Genomic DNA, 18,827 nt, shown 5'->3' on the forward strand with positions numbered 1-18,827 from the left:
GTCAGTGGGCGTTGCCGGACGTAGCTGTCGGAGCCTGAGGGTTGTACGTCCGGTCCTTCACTTCCAGTTCGACCTTGACCGGGCCGGACGTCTCGAAGTGGAGCTCGACGGTGACCTTGTCGCCGACCTTGGGAGTGCTCTTGAGCCCCATGAACATGATGTGGTTGCCGCCGCGCTCCAGCCGGAGCTCGCCGTCCGCCGGCACGTCCATCGACTGGACCTGCTGCATCTTCTGGTCCTTGGTCTCGTGGATCTGGAGATCGTCGGAGATCGGGGAGGTGGCGCCGGTGAGCTTGTCGGCGTTCTCGGTCGGGTTCGAGATGACCATGAACCCGCCGGCCATTTTGTCGTTCACGGGCTGCGGCATGAAGGCGCCCTTGACGATCATCTGCGACTTGGTCTCGCCGGAGCAGCCGGATATGGCGAGCGCTGCCGTCAGGGAGAGGGCGACGGCCAGGATGCGGGTGGTGCGGGCGTTCACGGGTTCTCCCCCTTGATGAGCTTCGGCAGGTCCTTGGTGTAGTCGTCGACGGTGGTGCCCTCGCCGTAGAGGACGTAGCCCTCGTCGGTCTTGGGCGAGAACGCGATGACCTGGGCGCCGTGCATGGAGACGACCTTGCCGTCGGCTCCCGTCGTGGCGGCCTCGATACCGATGCCGAGCGTGCGTGCGGCGGCCTGGATGGTCGCGAAGTTCCCGGTGAGTCCGATGAAGGACGGGTCCTGCGACTTGAGCCACGCGCCGAGGGACTCGGGAGTGTCCCTCTCAGGGTCGGTGGTGACGAAGACGACCTGGAGGTTGTCCTGGTCGGCCTTGGGGAGTGCCTTCTTGGCGACGGCGATGTTGCTCATCGTCAGCGGGCACACATCGGGGCAGCTGGTGTATCCGAAGTAGATGAGGGTCGGCTTGCCCTTGGTCTGCTCACGCAGGTTCCACTGCTTGCCGGTGGTGTCCGTGAGGACGAGATCCGGCTTGTTGAAGGGGCGGTCCAGGAGGGTCGCGGCCTTGGTGGTGCTCTGACCGCCGGAGATCTGGGTGACTCCGCCGGTCTTGGCGGGCTCACCGCCGCAGGCGGTGAGGGTGAGTGCGGCCGCCGCGAGCAGCGCGGCGACCGTCACACGTGTGGTGCGCATGAAGAAATGTCCCTGGGATCGGGGATGCTACGGACGTTTCGGAACGGCAGCGCCCATGGGCGCGGCAGGTCAGGCGGAGCGGCGGCGCGAGGCGATGCCGAAGGCGACACCGCCGAGCCCGACGACGATGCCGGCGATGCCGAGGGCGCGCGCGGTGGTGTCGGAGCCGTGTTCGGCGGCGGCCTTGTCGTGGCCGTGCTCGGCGTCCTTGTCGGCGTTCTTCGGCTCGTCGGCCTTCGCGCCGCTGTCGTGGTGGCCGTCGCCCTTGGCGGCGGTGAGCTTCAGGACGGGCGCGGGGTTCTGCGGCTCCGCGGCGCCTTCCTTGGCCTCCTCGATCCAGCGGACGACCTCGCCGTTGTCGTACGTCTGGATGGACTTGAAGACCATCTGGTCGGAGCTCTCGGGCAGCTTGCCCACGGAGAGCGGGAACTGCTGGAACTTGCCGGGCTCGATCTTGCCGCCGGACCAGGTCACCTTGGTGACCGCCTTGGTGATCTGCTTGCCGTGCACGGTGAGCGGCGTGGCGAGATCGCTCGTCTCGACCTTCACGGTCCAGCCGGGAACGTCCTGCGGCATGACGGAGCTGAGCGGCTGGTCGACCGGGAAGTTGACCTCCAGCTGCGTGGTCGACGCGTTGTCCCGCTCGTTGGGGACCTTGAAGTTGATCGTCGCGTAGCCACCCTTGGCGGCCTCTCCGGCGGGCTGCACGCCGACATGGGCGAAGGCAGGGCCGGAGAGCACGAGGACGGAACCGGCGGCGATGGCGGCGGCGATGGAGACGCGAGAGGTCTTCATGGCAGGAACACTCCACGGAAGCAGTGGCGGCGGTGGCTCCGCGCACGGGCGCGCGCGGAGTTCGCGGCACCGGTATCCCGCTCTGTGTCCGGGAAGGAGGGTGCCGCGTCAGGCTGCGAGGGCGAGTGCCACGGGTGGGCCGCGCCGGATCACCGTGTGCTGGAGTGCTTCCCGCCCCGTGCAGAGGGCGGGGTCGGACCCGGTCCGCGCGTCCTGCGGGGTACGGGTGGCCGAGGAGCCCGGGAGCCCGGCGCCGAGGGCGCGTACGAAGGCCAGCGCGGCGCGCAGCGGACGTATCGGGGCGGCTTCGGCGGAGCGGCGGGACAGCTCGACCAGCCGGAAGAGCGCGGCGTCGCCGCGGCCGAGCAGCCAGCCCGCGGCGAGTGCCGCCAGCAGGTGGCCGGCCACCATGGCCGGGCTGAACAGGCCGGTCGCGGGCGCCGCGGTGACGGCCTGGGCCACGTGCGCGTGCGCGCCGTGCCCCTGCGCCACGACCTGTCCGGCCTGCGCGACCTGTGCCGTCTGTCCGGCCAGGGCGGCCGGGTCCAGGCCTGCCGCCTCCAGGACCTGCCGGGCGTCGGCCGGGCTGAGCGGTACGGAGTTGCCCCCGCACACCAGCCGCGCGGCGAGCTCGGCGAGCGATGCGTCGGCGGTGCCGGCCGGCGCCTGCGCGGCGGCCGCGCTGTGCTGGCCGAGGCCGAACATCGCGTGCAGGCCGAGTTGTCCGATGGTGAGCCCGGCGGCGATGCCGGGCAGCGTCCGCCGTCGGCCCGCGAGCGGGGCGGCGACCGCGAAGACGGCGAGGAAGCCGAGACAGAGGGACCACCAGGGCACGGTGGCGCAGGACGCCAGGGCGTGCCCGGTCGCGGACAGCACGACACAGACCGCGGTGAACACCGCGGCCCGGATCAGCCGGAGGCCGGCTCCGGCGTGCGTCGCGTGGGGGTCAGACATGGCCGGGCCATCATCGCACTGCGCTCAGGCCCTTCATACGGCAGGTCCGGAAGGTCCGCATGAGTCCTCTGTGCGAGGACCGTCCGGGCCCGTCGCCGACAGCCGCATACACCGCTCCCCGGGAGCGCCGCATCGGCCGGACGGGCGTATTGAGGTCTCGGACGGCCGAAGGGCGCTTACGCCCCCTCGCGGGCGGCAATACGTAACCGTATGAGCATCTGGTGGTCTCTCCACTTGAGGCGCGAAGCCGCGAGCGTGCCGCTCGCCAGGCGACTGCTGCTGGGGACGATGGAGACCGCGGGGGTGGACCCGGACATCTCCTTCGATCTCTCGGTGGCGCTGAGCGAGGCGTGTGCGAACGCGGTGGAGCACGGCGGGGGTGGCGAAATCCCGGACGATACCGAGGCGTACCACGTCACGGCCTATCTGGACGGGGATTGCTGCCGTATCGAGGTGACCGATTCCGGTCCGGGGTTCCCGCCCGCGACGGTGGCTCGCCGCAGACCCTCCCTGGCCGAACACGGCCGGGGCCTGCACCTGATCGCCGAACTCGCCGACCACGTCCGCTTCCGCAACCGGCCGGGCCGCGGCGCGGTGGTGAGCTTCGACAAGATGCTGAAGTGGCGCGACGACGCGCTTCTGAAGGTGTCGTAGGCCTCGTGGCGTCGTAGGTGCCGGTGTCGTAGGTGTCCCGGGTGTCCTGGGAAACGCCGATGGGCGGGACCCCGTACAGGAATCCCGCCCACCGATACGCAAGGCGCAGGCGTCAGCCCTTCAGGCGCGCCATCCAGGCCTCGACCTCGGTTGAGGTGCGGGGCAGGGCGGCGGAGAGGTTCCGGTTGCCGTCCTCGGTGACGAGGATGTCGTCCTCGATCCGGACGCCGATGCCGCGGTACTCCTCGGGCACGGTCAGGTCGTCGGCCTGGAAGTAGAGACCCGGCTCGACGGTCAGGCACATGCCCGGCTCCAGCGTGCCGTCGACGTACGCCTCGGTGCGCGCGGCGGCGCAGTCGTGGACGTCCATGCCGAGCATGTGGCCGGTGCCGTGCAGGGTCCAGCGGCGCTGCAGGCCCAGCTCCAGGACGCGCTCCACCGGGCCCTCCAGCAGGCCCCACTCGACGAGCTTCTCGGCCAGCACGTGCTGGGAGGCGTCGTGGAAGTCGCGGAACTTCGCACCCGGCTTCACCGCGGCGATGCCGGCTTCCTGGGACTCGTAGACCGCGTCGTAGATCTTGCGCTGGATGTCGGTGTACGTGCCGTTGATCGGCAGCGTGCGCGTGACGTCGGCGGTGTAGAGGGAGTGGGTCTCCACACCGGCGTCGAGCAGCAGCAGGTCACCGGAGCGGACGTCGCCGTCGTTGCGGACCCAGTGCAGGGTGCAGGCATGCGGGCCGGCGGCGCAGATGGAGCCGTAGCCGACGTCGTTGCCCTCGACCCGGGCGCGCAGGAAGAAGGTGCCCTCGATGTAGCGCTCGGACGTGGCCTCTGCCTTGTCCAGGACCTTCACGACGTCCTCGAAGCCGCGGACGGTGGAATCGACGGCCTTCTGCAGCTCGCCGATCTCGAACGCGTCCTTCACGGCGCGGGCCTCGGAGAGGTAGACGCGCAGTTCCTGGTCGCGCTCCTTGGTCACCTTGTCGGTGAGGGCGGACTCGATCACCGAGTCGTGGCCGCGTACGGCGCGGACCGGGCCCTCGGCCTCGGTGAGGGCCTCGGCGAGCTTGCGGACGTCCCTCGCGGGGATGCCCAGGAGCTGCTCGGCCTCGGTGAGGGAGTGCCGGCGGCCGACCCACAGTTCGCCCTGGCCGGACAGCCAGAACTCGCCGTTCTCCCGGTCGGAGCGCGGCAGCAGGTACACGGTCGCGGTGTGACCGGCCGGCCCGGTCGGCTCCAGGACCAGGACGCCGTTCTCGGTCTGGTCGCCGGTCAGGTACGCGTACTCGGTCGAGGCGCGGAAGGGGTACTCGGTGTCGTTCGAGCGGGTCTTCAGGCGGCCCGCGGGGATGACGAGGCGCTCGCCCGGGAAGCGCCGGGACAGCGCGTCGCGGCGGGCGAGGGTGTGGGCGGCCTGGGCGATGGGCTCCAGTCCGCGCAGCTCGGTGTCGGCCCAGCCGCCGCGCATGTTCTCCGCGAGTTCGTCGCTGACGCCCGGGTACAGACCGTTCTTGCGCTGCTTGTGCGTCTTCTTGGGCTGCTCTTCTTCCGGGGTCTCCGGGGTGAGCTCGTCAGCCACGTCTTCTCCTCAGCTACGACGGTACGGACCTGGGTGTGGACCGCATCCATCGTATGCGTGTGCGGTGAGAGCTGTTCCGAATCATGCCGTCCGTCATGATTCGGAACAGGCTCCGGGCCTCATTCGAACCGGGCCGCGAGCAGCACGATGTCCTCGGGGGCGTCGGTCGGCTCCCCGCCGGGCAGTACGGTCCGCAGGATGTGCTCGCACAGGGCCGCCGGGTCCTCGCGGACGCTGCGGGGGACCCCCGCGGCCGCGGCGTGCAGCCGGGCGTAGGCCCGGTCCATCGGGTCGCCCGTGTGGTGCAGCAGCCCGTCGGTGTAGAGAAGCACCGTTTCTCCGGGTGCGGGTTCGATCTCCACGCTGGGCGCCTCCCAGCAGGACAGCATGCCCAGGGGCGCGGAGAGGGAGGTCTCCACGTACTCGGTTCGGTGCTCACCGATCAGCAGCGGCGGGGTGTGCCCGGCACCAGCCAGAATGATCTTGCTGCCCTGGCCCTCGGAGTTCGGCCCCCCGGCGGGTTCGCAGTAGGCGAAGAGCGCGGTGGCGGCGCGGGCGGGCTCGGTGAGGCGCAGCAGCAGCTCCAGGTCGGACAGGACCGCCACGGGGTCCTCGCCCTCCATGACGGCGTAGGCGCGCAGCGATGCGCGCAGCCGCCCCATCGCGGCGACGGCGCTCGGCCCGGATCCGGTGACCGAGCCGACGGCCAGTCCCAGGGCGCCCTCCGGCAGCGGCAGGGCGTCGTACCAGTCGCCCCCGCCGAGCGGCCCCGTGTGGTGGCGGGCCGCGAGCTGTACCCCGGGGATCCGGGGGAGCCGGCTCGGCAGCAGTTCCTCGGAGACGGTGGCCAGCTGCGTGCGGGAGCGTTCCACCTCCAGCATCCGGGCCAGGTGCTCGGCGGCGTGCCGCACGTACAGTCCGGCGAGGTCGCGCTGGCGGTCGCTCGGCTCGGCCTGCTCGTCGTAGAGCCAGACGGCCGCGCCGAGCCGGCCGGTGGCCTCGGCGGTGAGGGGGAGCGCGTAGCTCGCGGCGTAGCCGAGACGGGCGGCGACCTCACGGTGGCGGGGGTCGACGGGGGCGGCGAAACCCCCGGCTCCGGGGGGCGCGCCCGGTTCGGGGAGGAACTCGGAGCCGCCCTGGGCGTCGGGCAGACCGTCGAGGATCCGCCCATAGGAGGTGGCGCTGCGCGGCACGGTCTCGATGTGGCCGAGCTCCGCGTGGCCGAGCCCGAGGCCGATCGTGCTGGTCGGGCCGAGTCCGTCGGAGGGTTCCAGGACGATCAGACCGCGACGGGCGCCGACGAGCGCGGCTCCGGCGCGCAGGAATTCGCGCAGCGAGGTGTCGAGGTCACTGGCGCGGGCGAGGCGCTCGGTGAGCTCGTGCAGGGTGGTGAGGTCCGAGACCATGCCCGCCAGCCGGTCCTGGATGACACTGCCCGGGCCGCCGGGCGGCGGGGCCGGTGCGGGGGTCGTCCGGACGGGCGCGGGCGCCGCAGTGTGCGGCGACGCGGTTGCCGCTGGATCGATTCCAGCCACTTTCGGCAGATGCGGGGCGCTCATGGCGTCCGCCTTTCCACCTGGTGCGATTCGCCAAATAGCATCGCAAACCCCCAGATCGTGCTGCGCCGCCATCAAGGAATCCACATCTACACGCACACGTGGATGCATGTCCAGCATTGCCCAGGTGGGAATCCTGGTGTCCGTGGGACGGCAACTCACTGTCGAGCCAAGGCTAGAACTTGGCCGGAAAAAGCTGGAAGCAGTCGGTTTTTGCGATCGACTGAGCGGGCTCCGCAGGGGCCTCGGGTACGTACTCGGTGATGTGCGTGGCCAGTTGGCGCCGCCGGGAACCACCCGGCACGGGCCGTCGTCCTTAGCGGCGGCCGCCGGTCTCGGCGGCCGGCGCGGGTCGCGCTCCACCCCCGCGGGACGTTTGACGGACCTGTAAGAAAACTGCACGAACCGTGTGAACCTGCTTCTGGCGGACAGTGACGCGAAACCTGTACGTGTGGTGAGACACCGGTTACATGGTGTGATGTGGCCCTCGGCGTTCAACGGAAAGGAACGAGCGCACATGCGCGAGATCCTCGGAAGGCGTCTCCAGCGGCTCCGCGATCGCTTTCAATCCCTGCGCCCCGGCCCGGGACAGAGCGGCAGCACGTCCGCTCTCCTCGACGCGGCGCTCGTCTGCGCCACCACCTGGCAGTGGCCCGTCCTGCCCGGCGTCGGCCGGTCCGGCACCGACGGCAAGCGATGCGCCTGCCCCGACCCCGACTGCGCCGTCCCCGGCGCGCATCCCTTCGACCCCGGACTGCTCGCCGCCACCACGGACCCCCGGATGGTGGCCTGGTGGTGGACCAACAGGCCTGCCGCCCCTGTCCTGATGGCCACCGGCGGGACCGCCCCGTGCGCGGTGAGCCTGCCGGCCGGCGCGGCCGCGCGCGCCCTCGTACGACTGGACGCGCAAGGCATGCGGCTCGGTCCGGTCGTGGCCACGCCCACCCGCTGGGCGTTGCTGGTGGCGCCCTACTCGCTGGAGCGGCTCGGCGAACTCCTGTACGCCAAGGATCACGTGCCCTCCTCGCTGCGCTTCCACGGTGAGGGCGGCTACCTGTTGCTGCCGCCCTCCGCCGCGTCCAGCGGTGGCCAGGTGCGCTGGGAACGGGAGCCGCGGGCGCAGTCGGCGGCTCAGCAGCCGCGGGCACGGTCTGCGCAGTCGCGGTCGCCGCGGGCGCAGGTACAGGCGCAGGCGGGAAACCTCTGGCTGCCCGAGATCGAGGCGGTCGTGGACGCGCTGGTCGAGGCCAGCAGCGGGGCGCCCGGCGGCGGCAGCAGGCTCGCGTACTGACCTGCCGGGCCTGCGGGGATCACTCGTACGGGTGTCGGCAGGACGAGTTTCCAAGGGAATTGGGCGCGGGGATCTCCGTGCCCCATTCCCGCCTCGCTATCTTCGGCGAATGAATCTCCGCCTGATCGGTATCGGCGCCGGTGTGCTGATCATCTTGTCGCTCCCGCTCGCCGGGGCGATCGCCGGGCCGGATTTTGCCGGTCAGGACGACGGAAAGAGCGGCGGCCTGTTCTCGGCGCTCGGGCTTTCGGACTCCTCCCGCAGATCCCCCGCGGCGCCCGCGCGCTCGGCGCCGACGGCCGGCCCGCAGCAGCCCGGCCCGGCCGAGCAGCCCCGTACGGATTCCCGCTGCGGCCCCGAACTGTCCTCGCCGCACGGAGTGGAGGCGCAGACCTGCGTGCTGGTCGGTGAAGGCCAGACGTGGGGCCGGAGTTACTACCGGAACACAAGTGGTCGCGCACTGGACGCCGTGCTGACGATGATGGGTCCGGCCGGGCGCACGGTCCAGATCCGGTGCGCGGTGGGCGCGGGCGACGAACCGGGCCTGTGCGAAACGCCGAGGGAGGCCTCGGCAGGCGATCCGGAGAGTTACTCGGCCGTAGCGGAATTTGCAGTTCCGGATGATGAAGGGGAACTGCTCTTGAGGTCCGGGAGCAACTCACCGGCACCGGGTGACGGTTGATCGCACCCCGAAAATCAAGGGCCCGGTCGCTGGCGACGGGGGATGCACCAGCGACCGGGCTACAAGAACGGTAACAAGAGATCGCCTGTTCGCAAATTCGATCTCCGATATTCAGACATCGATTTGCAGACGATTAGCGGGAGTTGTGACTCCGGTCACCGTCTCCACGCGGGCGCTCCGTCAGCTGAGCGTCACCTGGCGGTTGGTGAGTCCGCCGCGGGCCCGGCGCTCCTCCGTGGTCAGCGGGGCGTCCGTGGCCAGAGCCCCGGCCAGCCGCTCCGCGAACTCCGCCGCGGGCTTCTCGACGTCGTCGGCCGTGACCCCGGTGGGCAGGTCCCAGACGGGGACCATCAGGCCGTGGGCGCGGAAGGAGCCGACGAGCTTCGTGCCCTCGCCGAGCGAGGACGTGCCGGCCGCGTGCAGCCGCGCGAGGGCGTCGAGCAGCTTCTCCTCGGGGTGCGGCATGACCCAGCGCAGGTGGTTCTTGTCCGGCGTCTCGCACCAGTAGGCGGCGTCCACGCCGGTCAGCTTGACGGTGGGAATGGCGGCCGCGTTGGCGCGCTCCAGCGAGGCGGCGATCTCCGGCGAGGCGTTCTGGGCGCTCTCGGATTCCGGAATCCAGAATTCGAACCCGGTGTGCACAACCGGCTCGAAACCGCCGTCGGCGTCCAGGAGATCCTGAAGTCGGGGACCCTCGGCGGGAACCCGGCGGGCGGCGACCGGCGTACCGGGCTCCGCCACGAGGGCACGCTCCAGGGTGTCGGCCATGTCGCGGCCGAGGTCCCCGGAGGACGAGTCGTTCTGCAGGCCGAGGAGGACGGACCCGTCCTCACGGCGCAGCGCCGGCCACGCCATGGGCAGTACGGTCACCAGCGTGACGGAGGGAACGCCCTCGGGCAGGCCGCCCTTGAGGGACAGCGGGACGGTGGCGGCGGGCACCAGCTCGCGCAGCGCGACCCAGTCGCACTCGCCCGGCAGTCCCTCGAAGGGGCGCCGCACGTGCTCGGTGACGGCGTGCGCGGCGGCTGCGCCGTGGCAGGCCTTGTAGCGGCGGCCGGATCCGCAGGGACAGGGCTCGCGGGCGCCCACGACGGGGATCTCACCGTTGTTGAGCTGCGGCTTTGCAGTCTTGGCTGCGGGGCGCTTCTTGGCCATCGTGCGTGTCTCCCGGTTGCGGCGGTACGGCGTCGTGTCTGGGCGCGAGCCTAGCCGTTCGTACCGCCGGAACCGGTTGGGTGCGGCCGGGAGCACGGTCGGCGTGCGCTCCCGGACGGCCGCCTGTGCGGATGACCGGTACTGCTGTGCTGCTGTCGTGCGGTCGTGCTGTCGGGGATCCCGGGTTCAGGGATCGAGGTCGTCGAATGCCGTACTGAAGTCGATCGCCGGGGGCGCAACGCGCGTAGCGAAATCCTCGTGCCGGGGCCCACAGGCAACGATCACCCACACGGTGACCTCACCCGCCGCTCCGTCCCGGACACCCCAGTCCTGGGCCAGGGCGCTGATGATGTTCAGCCCCCGGCCGCCCCGTGCGGTGACCGAGGGCGTGGCAGGAACCGGGCGGGTGGGCCCGCCTCCGTCCGTGACCTCGACCGTCAGTCGTCCCGCTCTGTCGACGCGCCATGCGGCGCGTATCTCCCCGTCCCCGACTTCCCGAGCGCCGAGCGGCCTGCCATGTCGACAGGCGTTGCTGAGCAGTTCGGAAAGGATCAGTACGGCATCGTCCACGACCGATTCGGGCACCCCGCTGATGCGCAGTTGCTCGCGCATCCGGTGTCTCGCCTCGCCCACGCCCGCAGGACCATGGCGTACGTCCATGCACGACGACGTGGGCACTTCTTGTGCCACCACCAACGCCACCCCCGGAACCTCCTTAGCCCCACGCATGGTCTGGATGCCCCAATGGCCTGGACCGGAAACCGCCGAAGGAGCCCGAAGCGGGCCCCTCTGACGCATTCATGCGGACCGAATGCGGAGCGGATGCGCCGGAGCACACCCTGTAACGAACGAGTTGAGGGTGGCGGGTGTGCAAAAAGGGACTTCAGCGCCCGAGTTGGGACAGAACTTGGCGGGGTCTGTTCGTGATGATTGCTTCCACGCCCAGATCAGCGCAGAGCTGAACGTCTTCCGGTTCGTTCACTGTCCATACGTGCACGGAGTGGCCCGCGCCCTGGAGCTTGTGGATGAAGCCGGGGTGGTTGCGCACGATCCGCATCCCGGGGCCGGCGATCGTCACACCAGCCGGCAGCCGCCCGTCCCGCATCCGGGGTGAGATGAACTGCATGAGGTACACGGTCGGGATCGTCGGCGCGGACGCCCGGATCCGGTGCAGGGAGCGCGCGGAGAAACTCATGACCCGCACCGGGTGCGGACCCTCGGCGGGCGGGGCGTCGAGGCCGAAGCGCTTGAGGAGGACGAGGAGGCGCTCCTCCACCTGTCCGGCCCAGCGGGTCGGATGCTTCGTCTCGATCGCGAGCTGCACCGGCCGTCCGGCGTCGGAGACCAGCTCCAGCAGGCGCTCCAGGGTGAGGACGGAGGTGCGCTCGGGGTCCGCGTCCCAGTCGGGGGACTCCTCGCGGTCCTTCCAGGAGCCGAAGTCGAGGGCGGCGAGATCGGCCAGCTCCAGGGCGGAGACGGCCCCGCGGCCGTTCGAGGTGCGGTTCACCCGGCGGTCGTGGACCAGGACCAGATGGCCGTCCGCGGTCAGCCGGACATCGCATTCGAGGCCGTCGGCGCCGTCCTCGATGGCCTTGCGGTAGGCGGCCAGGGTGTGCTCGGGGGCATCCTCCGAGGCGCCGCGGTGGGCGACGACCTGGATGGTGCGCGGCATTGCGTGGGTCACCGGGTCATGGTGCCACCGAGAGGTCCCCAGGTGTCGGGGCCGGCCCCGAGAGTGCATCCGAAATGTCGGATATAAAGAATGGGGAGAGATGCACAGGTCCGGCTTACAGTGCTCTGACGGGTCATGGGAAAGGCTTTGCCCAGGAACTTGTGCGGCACGTCGAACGTTCAGTCGGACCGATATCGCCAGAGAATTTTCCGAAGCCGTGTGTGACGAGGAGAGAGCGCTGTGAGCACCGAGAACGAGGGCACCGCGGCCCCGACACCCCCCGCGGCCCCGTCCGTACCCCCTGCTCCGGCCTCCGAGACGCAGGATGCGGCCCCCGCGCCCGCTGTCGGCGAGCCGGTGACCCAGCAGCTGCCGCCGACCCCGCCGCCGGGTACCGAGCCCACCCAGCAGATCCCGCCCGCACAGGCGCCCCCGGCCTACGGCCAGGCTCCCGCACAGACGCCCCCCGCCTACGGCCAGGCTCCCGCCCCGGCCGCGCACGGAGCCGAGGGCTGGCCGCCCCCGCCGCCCACGGTGCCGGAGTACGGAGCGGGCGGCCACGGCGGCGCCTGGGGCGCTCCCCTGACCACCGACGGTGCCCCGGCGCCCAAGCCGAAGGGCAGGGGCGGCCTGATCGCGGGCGTGCTCGTGGCGGCCCTCCTCGCGGGCGGCATCGGCGGCGGCGTCGGCTACTGGGCCGCCCAGCGCAGCAACGACGGCACCGGCTCCACGACGATCAGCGCCGCGAACACCCCCAAGGACCTCAAGCGCGAGGCCGGCTCCATCGCCGGTCTGGCCGCGGGCGCCCTGCCCAGCGTGGTCACCATCGAGGCCTCGGCCGGCGACGGTGAGGGCGGCACCGGCACCGGGTTCGTCTACGACCAGCAGGGCCACATCCTCACCAACAACCACGTCGTGGCCTCCGCCGCGAACGGCGGCAAGCTCTTCGCGACGTTCTCCGACGGCAAGCGGTACGACGCCGAGGTCGTGGGCCGTGCCCAGGGCTACGACGTCGCCGTTCTCAAGCTGAAGACCCCGCCGGGCGGCCTCAAGCCGCTGCCCCTCGGCGACTCCGACAAGGTCGCGGTCGGCGACTCGACCATCGCGATCGGCGCCCCCTTCGGCCTGTCCAACACGGTCACCACCGGCATCGTGAGCGCCAAGAACCGCCCGGTCGCCTCCGGAGACGGCAGCGGCAGCAAGAACTCGTACATGAGCGCCCTCCAGACGGACGCCTCGATCAACCCGGGCAACTCGGGCGGTCCGCTGCTCGACGGACGCGGCGCGGTCATCGGCATCAACTCCGCGATCCAGTCGGCGGGCAACGGCGGCTTCGGCGGCGGCCAGGCCGGTTCCATCGGCCTCGGCTTCGCCATCCCGATCAACCAGGCGAAGAACGTCGCCGAATCGCTGATCAAGACGGGCAAGCCGGTCTACCCGGTGATCTCGGTCTCGGTCGACCTCCAGGCCAAGTCCGAGGGCGCCAAGATCTCCGAGCAGGGCGGGGCCGCCAACGAACTGGTCGACCCGAACGGTCCGGCCGGCAAAGCGGGCCTCAAGCCCGGCGACGTCATCACCGAGTTCGGTGGCAAGCCGGTCGACAGCGGCCCGACCCTGATCAGCATGATCTGGACGTACAAGCCCGGCGACATCGTGAAGCTGACCTACCTGCGCGGCGGCAAGCCGACCACGGTCGACATCACGCTCGGCTCGCGGGTCGGCGACAAGTAGCAGCACCCGAGCACCACCGGTCGCGGCGGCGGCCCGATGAGGAGGGGCCGTAGGCTGGATTCCGCCTACGGCCCCTCCAACGTCCGCTTATGCTTCGCTGGTGTTCGATTCTCGGCACATACGGACCTTTCACGCGGTGGTCGCCTCCGGGTCGTACTCGGCCGCCGCCCGCGTGCTGGGGTACACCCAGCCCGCCATCACCCAGCAGATGAAGGCGCTCGAACGCGCCGTCGGGACCCCGCTGTTCACCCGCGTGGGCCGCAAGATGCAGCTCACCGAGGCCGGGGAGTCCCTGTCCCGGCACGCCGAGACCATCCTCGGCAACCTCTCCGCCGCCGAGGCCCAGCTGAGGGCGTACACCCGGCTGCGCACCGGCCGGGTCAGGCTGTGCGGCTTCCCCAGCGCCAATGTCACCCTCGTCCCCGAGGCCCTGAGCGGCCTGGCCAAGGACCATCCGGGCGTGCAGGTGGAACTGCTGGAAGGCGAGCCCCCCGAGTCGCTGCGCCGGCTGGAGCGCGGGGAGTGCGACATCACCCTGGCCTTCACCTATCCCGGCCTGCACGAGGAGATCCCGGAGGAGGTCGCCGAGGTCAGGTTGCTGGAGGACCAGCTGACGGTGCTGCTCCCGACCGGGCACCCGCTGGCCCGCCGCCGCGCCGTGCACCTGGCCGACCTCGCCGAGGAACGGTGGATCGCGGGCTGCCCGCGCTGCCGGGCGAACCTGCTGCACGAGTGCGCGGAGCTGGGCTTCGTGCCCGACATCCGCTTCGCCACCGACGACAACCTGGTCGTGCAGAGCCTGGTCGCACAGGGACTGGGTGTGGCGATGATGCCCGCACTGGTGCTGCCCTCCCTCTCGCTGAGCCGGGTCTGCGGGCGAGCCCTCCAGCCCGCCGCGCGCCGGCACATCGCCGCGTACGTCTACCGCGACCATCTGCGGATCCCGGCGACGGCCGTGGTGCTCGACGCGCTGAAACAGGCGGCGGCGAACCGGGTCGGCTGCTGACCAACCCATAAGCAGTGCTTGGGATTTCAGGTCATAACTGTCGTTGGACGTGATGGAACGTCGGCAGCACGCTGCCGATATGACCACCACCACGCCGGCCCGTACCACCACGAGGATGGCCGCCCTCGTCAGTGAGATCCGTACGGTCGTGGAGCGGGGGCTGGCTCCCGACCTCACCGCGTACCTGGTGGGCGAACGGCTCGCCCCGCACCTGGGTGCGCCCGACCTGCTGACTCCGGCGCAGCGCGAAGCCGACCCGGAGCGGTACCGGCAGCACGTCCTGCACGCCGAGTCCGACGGCAGTTTCTCTGTGGTGGCACTGGTGTGGCTGCCGGGGCAGGAGACCTGCATCCACGACCACGTGTCCTGGTGCGTGGCCGGAGTGCATCAGGGTGAGGAGAGCGAACGCCGCTTCCGGCTGGCGCCGGGCGCCGGTCCTGCCCGGCTGGTGGCCACCGAGGACGTGGTCAACGCCCAGGGCGACGTCTGCGGGTTCGCCCCGCCCGGCGACATCCACAAGGTGCGCAACTCCTGTACGACCAAGGCGATATCGGTGCACGTGTACGGCGCCGACGTCTCCCGGCTGGGCACCAGCATCCGCCGCGTCTACACGCTCCCCGTCGACTGATGGCCCTCCTCCACCGCCCTCAGAGCGCGACGGTCCGGCATGTTTCACGTGAAACACCCACTCCGTGGCCCGGGTTGGCAATGGCTGCGGGCGGTGCGCTGACGGCCTGGTGCGTCCACCGCCTCGTGCCCGCCGTGCCGATGCTGACCGCATCGGTGGTGCTGGGCATCGCGGTGGCGCATCTGCCGGGCCTGCGGACGTTCGTACGCACGGCCGCACGCCCGGGACTCTCCCTGGCCGGCCGTCGGCTCATGCGGATGGGCATCGTCCTGCTGGGCCTCGGCCTGGGTCTGGACCAGGTGCTCCGGCTGGGCTGGGCCACCGTGGCCATGGTGGTCGGCGTGGTCGGGGCCACCTTCCTCGGCACCCTCTGGCTGGGCCGCCGGCTGGGACTCCCGGGTGATCAGCCGCTGTTGATCGCCACCGGCTACTCGATCTGCGGCGCCTCGGCGATCGGAGCGGTGAGCGAGGTGTCCGGCAGCGACGAGGAGGACGTGGCCGCCTCGGTGGCACTGGTCACCCTCTGCGGGACGCTCGCCATAGGGATACTCCCGCTCCTCCAGGGGCCGTTGGGACTCTCCGACCCCGCCTTCGGGCGGTGGGTCGGCGCGGGGGTCCACGACGTCGGCCAGGTCGTGGCCACCGCGCAGACCGCGGGCCCCGCCGCCCTGGGCGAGGCGGTCCTGGTCAAGCTGATGCGTGTGGCGCTGCTCGCCCCGCTGGTGGCGGCCGTGGCCTTCTCGGTACGGGCCCGGCGCCGCGGGGTGCGCACCGCCTCGGGCCGCAGGCCGGCGCCGGTGCCGCTGTTCGTCCTCGGGTTCCTGGCCGCGGCCGCGCTGCGCGCCACCGGGGTACTGCCCGACGTAGCGCTGGAGTGGGCGCACACCGCCCAGGAGGCCCTGCTGGCAGCGGCCCTGTTCGGCCTGGGGAGCGCGGTGCACCTGCCGACACTGGCACGGACCGGCGGGCGGGCCGCGGTACTGGGACTGGGGGCGTGGGTGGTCGTGGCGGGGGTTTCGTACGCGGGCGTGATGCTCACCGTATGACGCCGTTCGGTGCCGTACGGCGTTGCAACGGCGTGGAGTTGGCCATTTCCTGGCCGGAACCGACCGAACGTTCCGACTGCCCGCTGACATTGCGACGCGCCCGTGCCACTCTGCCCGGTAATCCGCACGACGCACGAATGCACCACGCACCACGCACCACGAACCGCGCACAGCCGATCCGCACCGACCGCTCTTCACCCCCACCCTGCCCGGCTTCGCCACCCGGCCCGGGCACGGCAGAAGGAGTCATGCGTGAATCGTCATCGCACGGCCTTGTCCGTCCTGCTCGCGGCCGGCGCCCTGGTCGCGGGCGCCCTGACGGCGGCCACCCCCTCGATTGCGGCGGAAGCCCCCGCATCCTTCCGGCAACAGCACACCCACGGCTTCTGGACCGCCGAGCGGATGCGCGGCGCCACCCCGCTCGACGTGACGGCGGTGCCCGGCGTGGCCCGCACCCCGGTCGCCACGTCGGCGGCCCCCACGACCATCGCCCCGACGGCGGCGGCGTCCCCCACGGCGTTCCCGCAGGCGGGCGGCGCCTGGACGGGCGGCGGCGCCGTGGTGAAGACCTCGGGGCGAGTCTTCTTCACGATGGGCGACCGGACCGCATCCTGCTCCGGCGACTCGGTCACCAGCGCCAACGGCAGCACCGTCATCACGGCCGGTCACTGCGTGAAGTACCAGGGGGCCTGGCACACGAACTGGGTCTTCGTCCCCGCCTACAACAACGGCTCCGCCCCCTACGGCCAGTGGTCGGCCACCAAGACCTTCGCCACCGACCAGTGGGCCGCGAGCGAGGACATGAACATGGACGTCGGCCTCGCCGTCGTCGCCCCGCTGAACGGGCAGACCCTCAGCCAGGCCGTCGGGGCCCAGGGCATCGCCTTCAACGGCGGCTACAACAAGAAGATGTACTCCTTCGGCTTCCCCGCGGCGGCCCCGTACGACGGCACCAAGCTGGTCTACTGCAGCGGCAACAGCGGCAAGGACTTCCTGCTGACCAAGGACCACAGCCTGGGCTGCAACATGACCGGCGGCTCCAGCGGCGGCCCCTGGTTCCAGGACTTCAACGAGGCCACGGGCCTGGGCACCCAGGTCTCGGTGAACAGTTTCGGCTACACCTTCCTGCCGAACCGGATGTACGGCCCGTACTTCGGCAACGAGGCGAAGGCGGCCTACGACAAGGCCCAGACCTCCTGACCTCTATAGCCGCTCCCGTCACCCCCACCTGGCCGGTACTCTGTACCGGCCAGGTGGGTTGCCCGAGCGGCCTAAGGGAACGGTCTTGAAAACCGTCGTGGCGCGAGTCACCGTGGGTTCAAATCCCACACCCACCGCCAAGCGGGCCATGGCCCAGCACAGAAGGGGTGCCACCGATCCGGTGGCACCCCTTATGCATGCGAAGCCGACCATCGAGTTCAGCTCTGGCGGAGTCAGCCGTCGAACCAGACGACCAGGCGGACCCCCTCGTCGCCGTGCAGGCTCGCCAGGGTCCTCATGACCGACCACACGGCACCCCAGTCGCTGTCAGGCACGGCGTGCTTCCGTCGGAGGCGCCCGACGCGGAAGAGGCGATCGCCGTCGGGCCACTCGGTGCCCTCGGGGTAGGCGCGGCCAGCGCGGTACAGAGCGTGGGGGTCGGTGACGGAGGCGAGCTCGGCAAAGCGGTCGGGGCCGGTGTTCCGGCCGTGCAGCACCCAGGTCCCGTCCGGGCTGCGGCGGTACTCATGGACGCACTCGTCGACCTCGTTCGCGACCTCGTCCCAGTCGGTGGCCGCCAGCTCCGCCCAGGTGCTCGTCGCCGTCGAGGTCGCGGCCGTGCTCGTGGCCCTCGTCGTCTTCCACCGCCGGATCGTCAAGGAAGGGGCGACCGAGTCGTGACCCCCCACCTTTCTGCAGGAGCTTCCACGTGATCGAGATCGAGAGCCTGTCCAAGTCCTTTGGCCCGCGAACCCTCTGGTCCGATCTCTCCTTCACCGTGGAGCGCCGCCAGATGCTGACGCTCACGGGCCCGAGCGGCTCCGGCAAGTCGACGCTGCTCAACTGCCTCGGCCTGCTCGACGCACCGAGCTCCGGGGCGATCCGGCACGAGGGCCGCGACATCACCGGCTTCGGCCCGCGAGCCACGCGGCACTACCGGCGTGACGTGCTCGGGTACCTCTTCCAGAACTACGCGCTGATCGAGAACGCGAGCGTCGCGGCCAATCTGGAGGTCGCCATGAAGCCGCGACGAGCGAGGAAGGGCGCTCCGACCGTCGCCGAGGCCCTCGAGCGGGTCGGGCTGGCCGGACGTGAGAAGGAACAGGTCCACCGGCTCAGCGGTGGCGAGCAGCAGCGCGTCGCGCTGGCCCGCCTCATCGTCAAGCAGCCCGCCCTCGTCCTCGCCGACGAACCGACGGGCGCCCTCGACCACGACAACACCTCCATGGTCGTCGAGATCCTCCGCACGATGTGCGAGGAGGGCTGCGCCGTCGTCATCGCCACCCACGACAACGCGGTCCGCGACCGCTGCGACGTGGTCCTGACCGTTGGCGACGCCACACACCCCGTACCCGTGAAAGAAAGGCAGCTCTCATGAACGCCCGCCTCGTCCGCCGTGCCGTGATCGGCGCCGTGCTCCTCGCCGGCATCGCCGTGCTGGCCGTCTACGGCACGCACGCCGGCACCATCCTCGGCCGGATCGGGCTCCGGATCTTCTGACGCTCCGCATTCCTCCCCTTTCCTGAAGCAGGCCCGGGTCGCCGACCCGGGCCTGCTTCCGCGTTCATGCCTGCGGTGGGTGAGTACGCCGCCGGGGCAAGGAGGGTGAGGGGATTTCCGGCTTGCCGGTCGGTCGGCGGCGTGCTGAAGCAAATATGCAGGTCAGGGTGGGTTTTGGTGCGGCTTTTCCGGTGGCTCCGGGGAGGGCGGCCCGGGGTCTGCGGCACGCCCTTGGGCCGTCCGAGTG

The 18,827-nt window shown here is 71.0% G+C and carries 19 protein-coding genes, 1 tRNA gene and 1 pseudogene; 11 read left to right on the plus strand and 10 right to left on the minus strand.

Features of this window, described 5'->3' with window-relative positions; translation table 11 throughout:
• Position 1: 1 nt before the first annotated feature.
• From ACFY04_RS29485 to ACFY04_RS29500, 4 genes are all read right to left on the minus strand, one after another.
• Complete coding sequence (locus ACFY04_RS29485) at positions 2 to 481, minus strand: copper chaperone PCu(A)C (protein WP_389121267.1); 480 nt, start codon at positions 479 to 481, stop codon at positions 2 to 4.
• Positions 478 to 1,131 carry an SCO family protein gene (locus tag ACFY04_RS29490; RefSeq protein ID WP_389121268.1) on the minus strand — a complete coding sequence of 218 codons (654 nt, stop codon included), beginning with the start codon at positions 1,129 to 1,131 and terminating at the stop codon, positions 478 to 480. Before ACFY04_RS29490 ends, ACFY04_RS29485 begins: the two co-directional genes overlap by 4 nt.
• Positions 1,132 to 1,200: 69 nt before the next feature.
• A complete protein-coding gene (locus ACFY04_RS29495) occupies positions 1,201 to 1,926 on the minus strand; it encodes a YcnI family protein (RefSeq protein WP_389121270.1) in 726 nt (241 codons plus the stop codon).
• 108 nt (positions 1,927 to 2,034) lie between these two features.
• On the minus strand, positions 2,035 to 2,880 hold the full coding sequence (locus ACFY04_RS29500; RefSeq protein WP_389121271.1) for a hypothetical protein: 846 nt from the start codon (positions 2,878 to 2,880) through the stop codon (positions 2,035 to 2,037).
• A gap of 210 nt (positions 2,881 to 3,090) precedes the next feature.
• Between ACFY04_RS29500 and ACFY04_RS29505 the strand changes: the two genes are divergently transcribed.
• Positions 3,091 to 3,534, plus strand: a complete 444-nt coding sequence (locus tag ACFY04_RS29505) for an ATP-binding protein (RefSeq protein WP_109779343.1) — start codon at positions 3,091 to 3,093, stop codon at positions 3,532 to 3,534.
• A 112-nt stretch (positions 3,535 to 3,646) separates the two neighbouring features.
• On the opposite strand, the gene ACFY04_RS29510 is transcribed toward ACFY04_RS29505, so the two are convergent.
• Both ACFY04_RS29510 and ACFY04_RS29515 read right to left on the minus strand, forming a co-directional pair.
• A complete protein-coding gene (locus tag ACFY04_RS29510) occupies positions 3,647 to 5,113 on the minus strand; it encodes an aminopeptidase P family protein (RefSeq protein WP_389121273.1) in 1,467 nt (488 codons plus the stop codon).
• Between the two features lie 119 nt (positions 5,114 to 5,232).
• Positions 5,233 to 6,789: a PP2C family protein-serine/threonine phosphatase gene (locus tag ACFY04_RS29515; protein WP_389121275.1), complete on the minus strand. Its 1,557-nt coding sequence runs from the start codon at positions 6,787 to 6,789 to the stop codon at positions 5,233 to 5,235.
• Between the two features lie 397 nt (positions 6,790 to 7,186).
• Here ACFY04_RS29515 and ACFY04_RS29520 point away from each other — a divergent pair, with 397 nt between their 5' ends.
• Together ACFY04_RS29520 and ACFY04_RS29525 are read left to right on the plus strand one after the other, a co-directional pair.
• Positions 7,187 to 7,960, plus strand: a complete 774-nt coding sequence (locus tag ACFY04_RS29520) for a bifunctional DNA primase/polymerase (protein ID WP_389121276.1) — start codon at positions 7,187 to 7,189, stop codon at positions 7,958 to 7,960.
• A gap of 109 nt (positions 7,961 to 8,069) precedes the next feature.
• Positions 8,070 to 8,642, plus strand: a complete 573-nt coding sequence (locus ACFY04_RS29525; protein ID WP_389121278.1) for a hypothetical protein — start codon at positions 8,070 to 8,072, stop codon at positions 8,640 to 8,642.
• A gap of 180 nt (positions 8,643 to 8,822) precedes the next feature.
• Here the strand turns inward: ACFY04_RS29525 and ACFY04_RS29530 are convergent, their stop codons facing one another.
• The 3 genes and pseudogenes from ACFY04_RS29530 to ACFY04_RS29540 all read right to left on the minus strand — a co-directional run bounded on the left by ACFY04_RS29530 (position 8,823) and on the right by ACFY04_RS29540 (position 11,469).
• Positions 8,823 to 9,797, minus strand: coding sequence for a DUF5926 family protein (locus ACFY04_RS29530; protein WP_301369169.1), 975 nt, complete (start codon positions 9,795 to 9,797; stop codon positions 8,823 to 8,825).
• Positions 9,798 to 9,983: 186 nt separating this feature from the next.
• Positions 9,984 to 10,621, minus strand: a pseudogene (locus ACFY04_RS29535) (ATP-binding protein).
• 59 nt (positions 10,622 to 10,680) lie between these two features.
• Entirely contained in the window at positions 10,681 to 11,469 is a 789-nt protein-coding gene (locus ACFY04_RS29540; RefSeq protein WP_184791803.1) for a glycerophosphodiester phosphodiesterase, read from the minus strand.
• A gap of 240 nt (positions 11,470 to 11,709) precedes the next feature.
• Here ACFY04_RS29540 and ACFY04_RS29545 point away from each other — a divergent pair, with 240 nt between their 5' ends.
• The 6 genes from ACFY04_RS29545 to ACFY04_RS29570 all read left to right on the plus strand — a co-directional run bounded on the left by ACFY04_RS29545 (position 11,710) and on the right by ACFY04_RS29570 (position 17,220).
• A complete protein-coding gene (locus tag ACFY04_RS29545; RefSeq protein ID WP_389121281.1) occupies positions 11,710 to 13,200 on the plus strand; it encodes a trypsin-like peptidase domain-containing protein in 1,491 nt (496 codons plus the stop codon).
• Between the two features lie 100 nt (positions 13,201 to 13,300).
• The gene (locus ACFY04_RS29550; protein WP_389121283.1) at positions 13,301 to 14,206 is read left to right on the plus strand and encodes a LysR family transcriptional regulator; all 906 of its coding nucleotides are present in this window, start codon (positions 13,301 to 13,303) and stop codon (positions 14,204 to 14,206) included.
• 79 nt (positions 14,207 to 14,285) lie between these two features.
• The gene (locus ACFY04_RS29555; RefSeq protein ID WP_389121286.1) at positions 14,286 to 14,834 is read left to right on the plus strand and encodes a cysteine dioxygenase; all 549 of its coding nucleotides are present in this window, start codon (positions 14,286 to 14,288) and stop codon (positions 14,832 to 14,834) included.
• Positions 14,834 to 15,880, plus strand: coding sequence for a YeiH family protein (locus ACFY04_RS29560; protein WP_389121289.1), 1,047 nt, complete (start codon positions 14,834 to 14,836; stop codon positions 15,878 to 15,880). The genes ACFY04_RS29555 and ACFY04_RS29560 overlap by 1 nt, the downstream gene beginning before the upstream one ends.
• Before the next feature lie 252 nt (positions 15,881 to 16,132).
• Complete coding sequence (locus ACFY04_RS29565; protein WP_389121291.1) at positions 16,133 to 17,080, plus strand: trypsin-like serine peptidase; 948 nt, start codon at positions 16,133 to 16,135, stop codon at positions 17,078 to 17,080.
• A 52-nt stretch (positions 17,081 to 17,132) separates the two neighbouring features.
• A tRNA-Ser gene (locus ACFY04_RS29570) sits at positions 17,133 to 17,220 on the plus strand.
• A 93-nt stretch (positions 17,221 to 17,313) separates the two neighbouring features.
• On the opposite strand, the gene ACFY04_RS29575 is transcribed toward ACFY04_RS29570, so the two are convergent.
• Positions 17,314 to 17,739, minus strand: coding sequence for a hypothetical protein (locus tag ACFY04_RS29575; RefSeq protein ID WP_389121293.1), 426 nt, complete (start codon positions 17,737 to 17,739; stop codon positions 17,314 to 17,316).
• A 50-nt stretch (positions 17,740 to 17,789) separates the two neighbouring features.
• On the opposite strand from ACFY04_RS29575, the gene ACFY04_RS29580 reads away from it, so the two are divergent.
• Positions 17,790 to 18,458 (plus strand): ABC transporter ATP-binding protein, encoded by a 669-nt coding sequence (locus tag ACFY04_RS29580; protein WP_389121295.1) that lies wholly within the window; start codon positions 17,790 to 17,792, stop codon positions 18,456 to 18,458.
• Entirely contained in the window at positions 18,455 to 18,580 is a 126-nt protein-coding gene (locus ACFY04_RS29585) for a hypothetical protein (RefSeq protein ID WP_328789715.1), read from the plus strand. The genes ACFY04_RS29580 and ACFY04_RS29585 overlap by 4 nt, the downstream gene beginning before the upstream one ends.
• The last annotated feature ends 247 nt before the right edge of the window (positions 18,581 to 18,827 follow it).

Origin of the sequence: Streptomyces sp. NPDC001549 (assembly GCF_042894025.1) — a bacterium.
GTDB lineage: Bacteria > Actinomycetota > Actinomycetes > Streptomycetales > Streptomycetaceae > Streptomyces > Streptomyces kutzneri.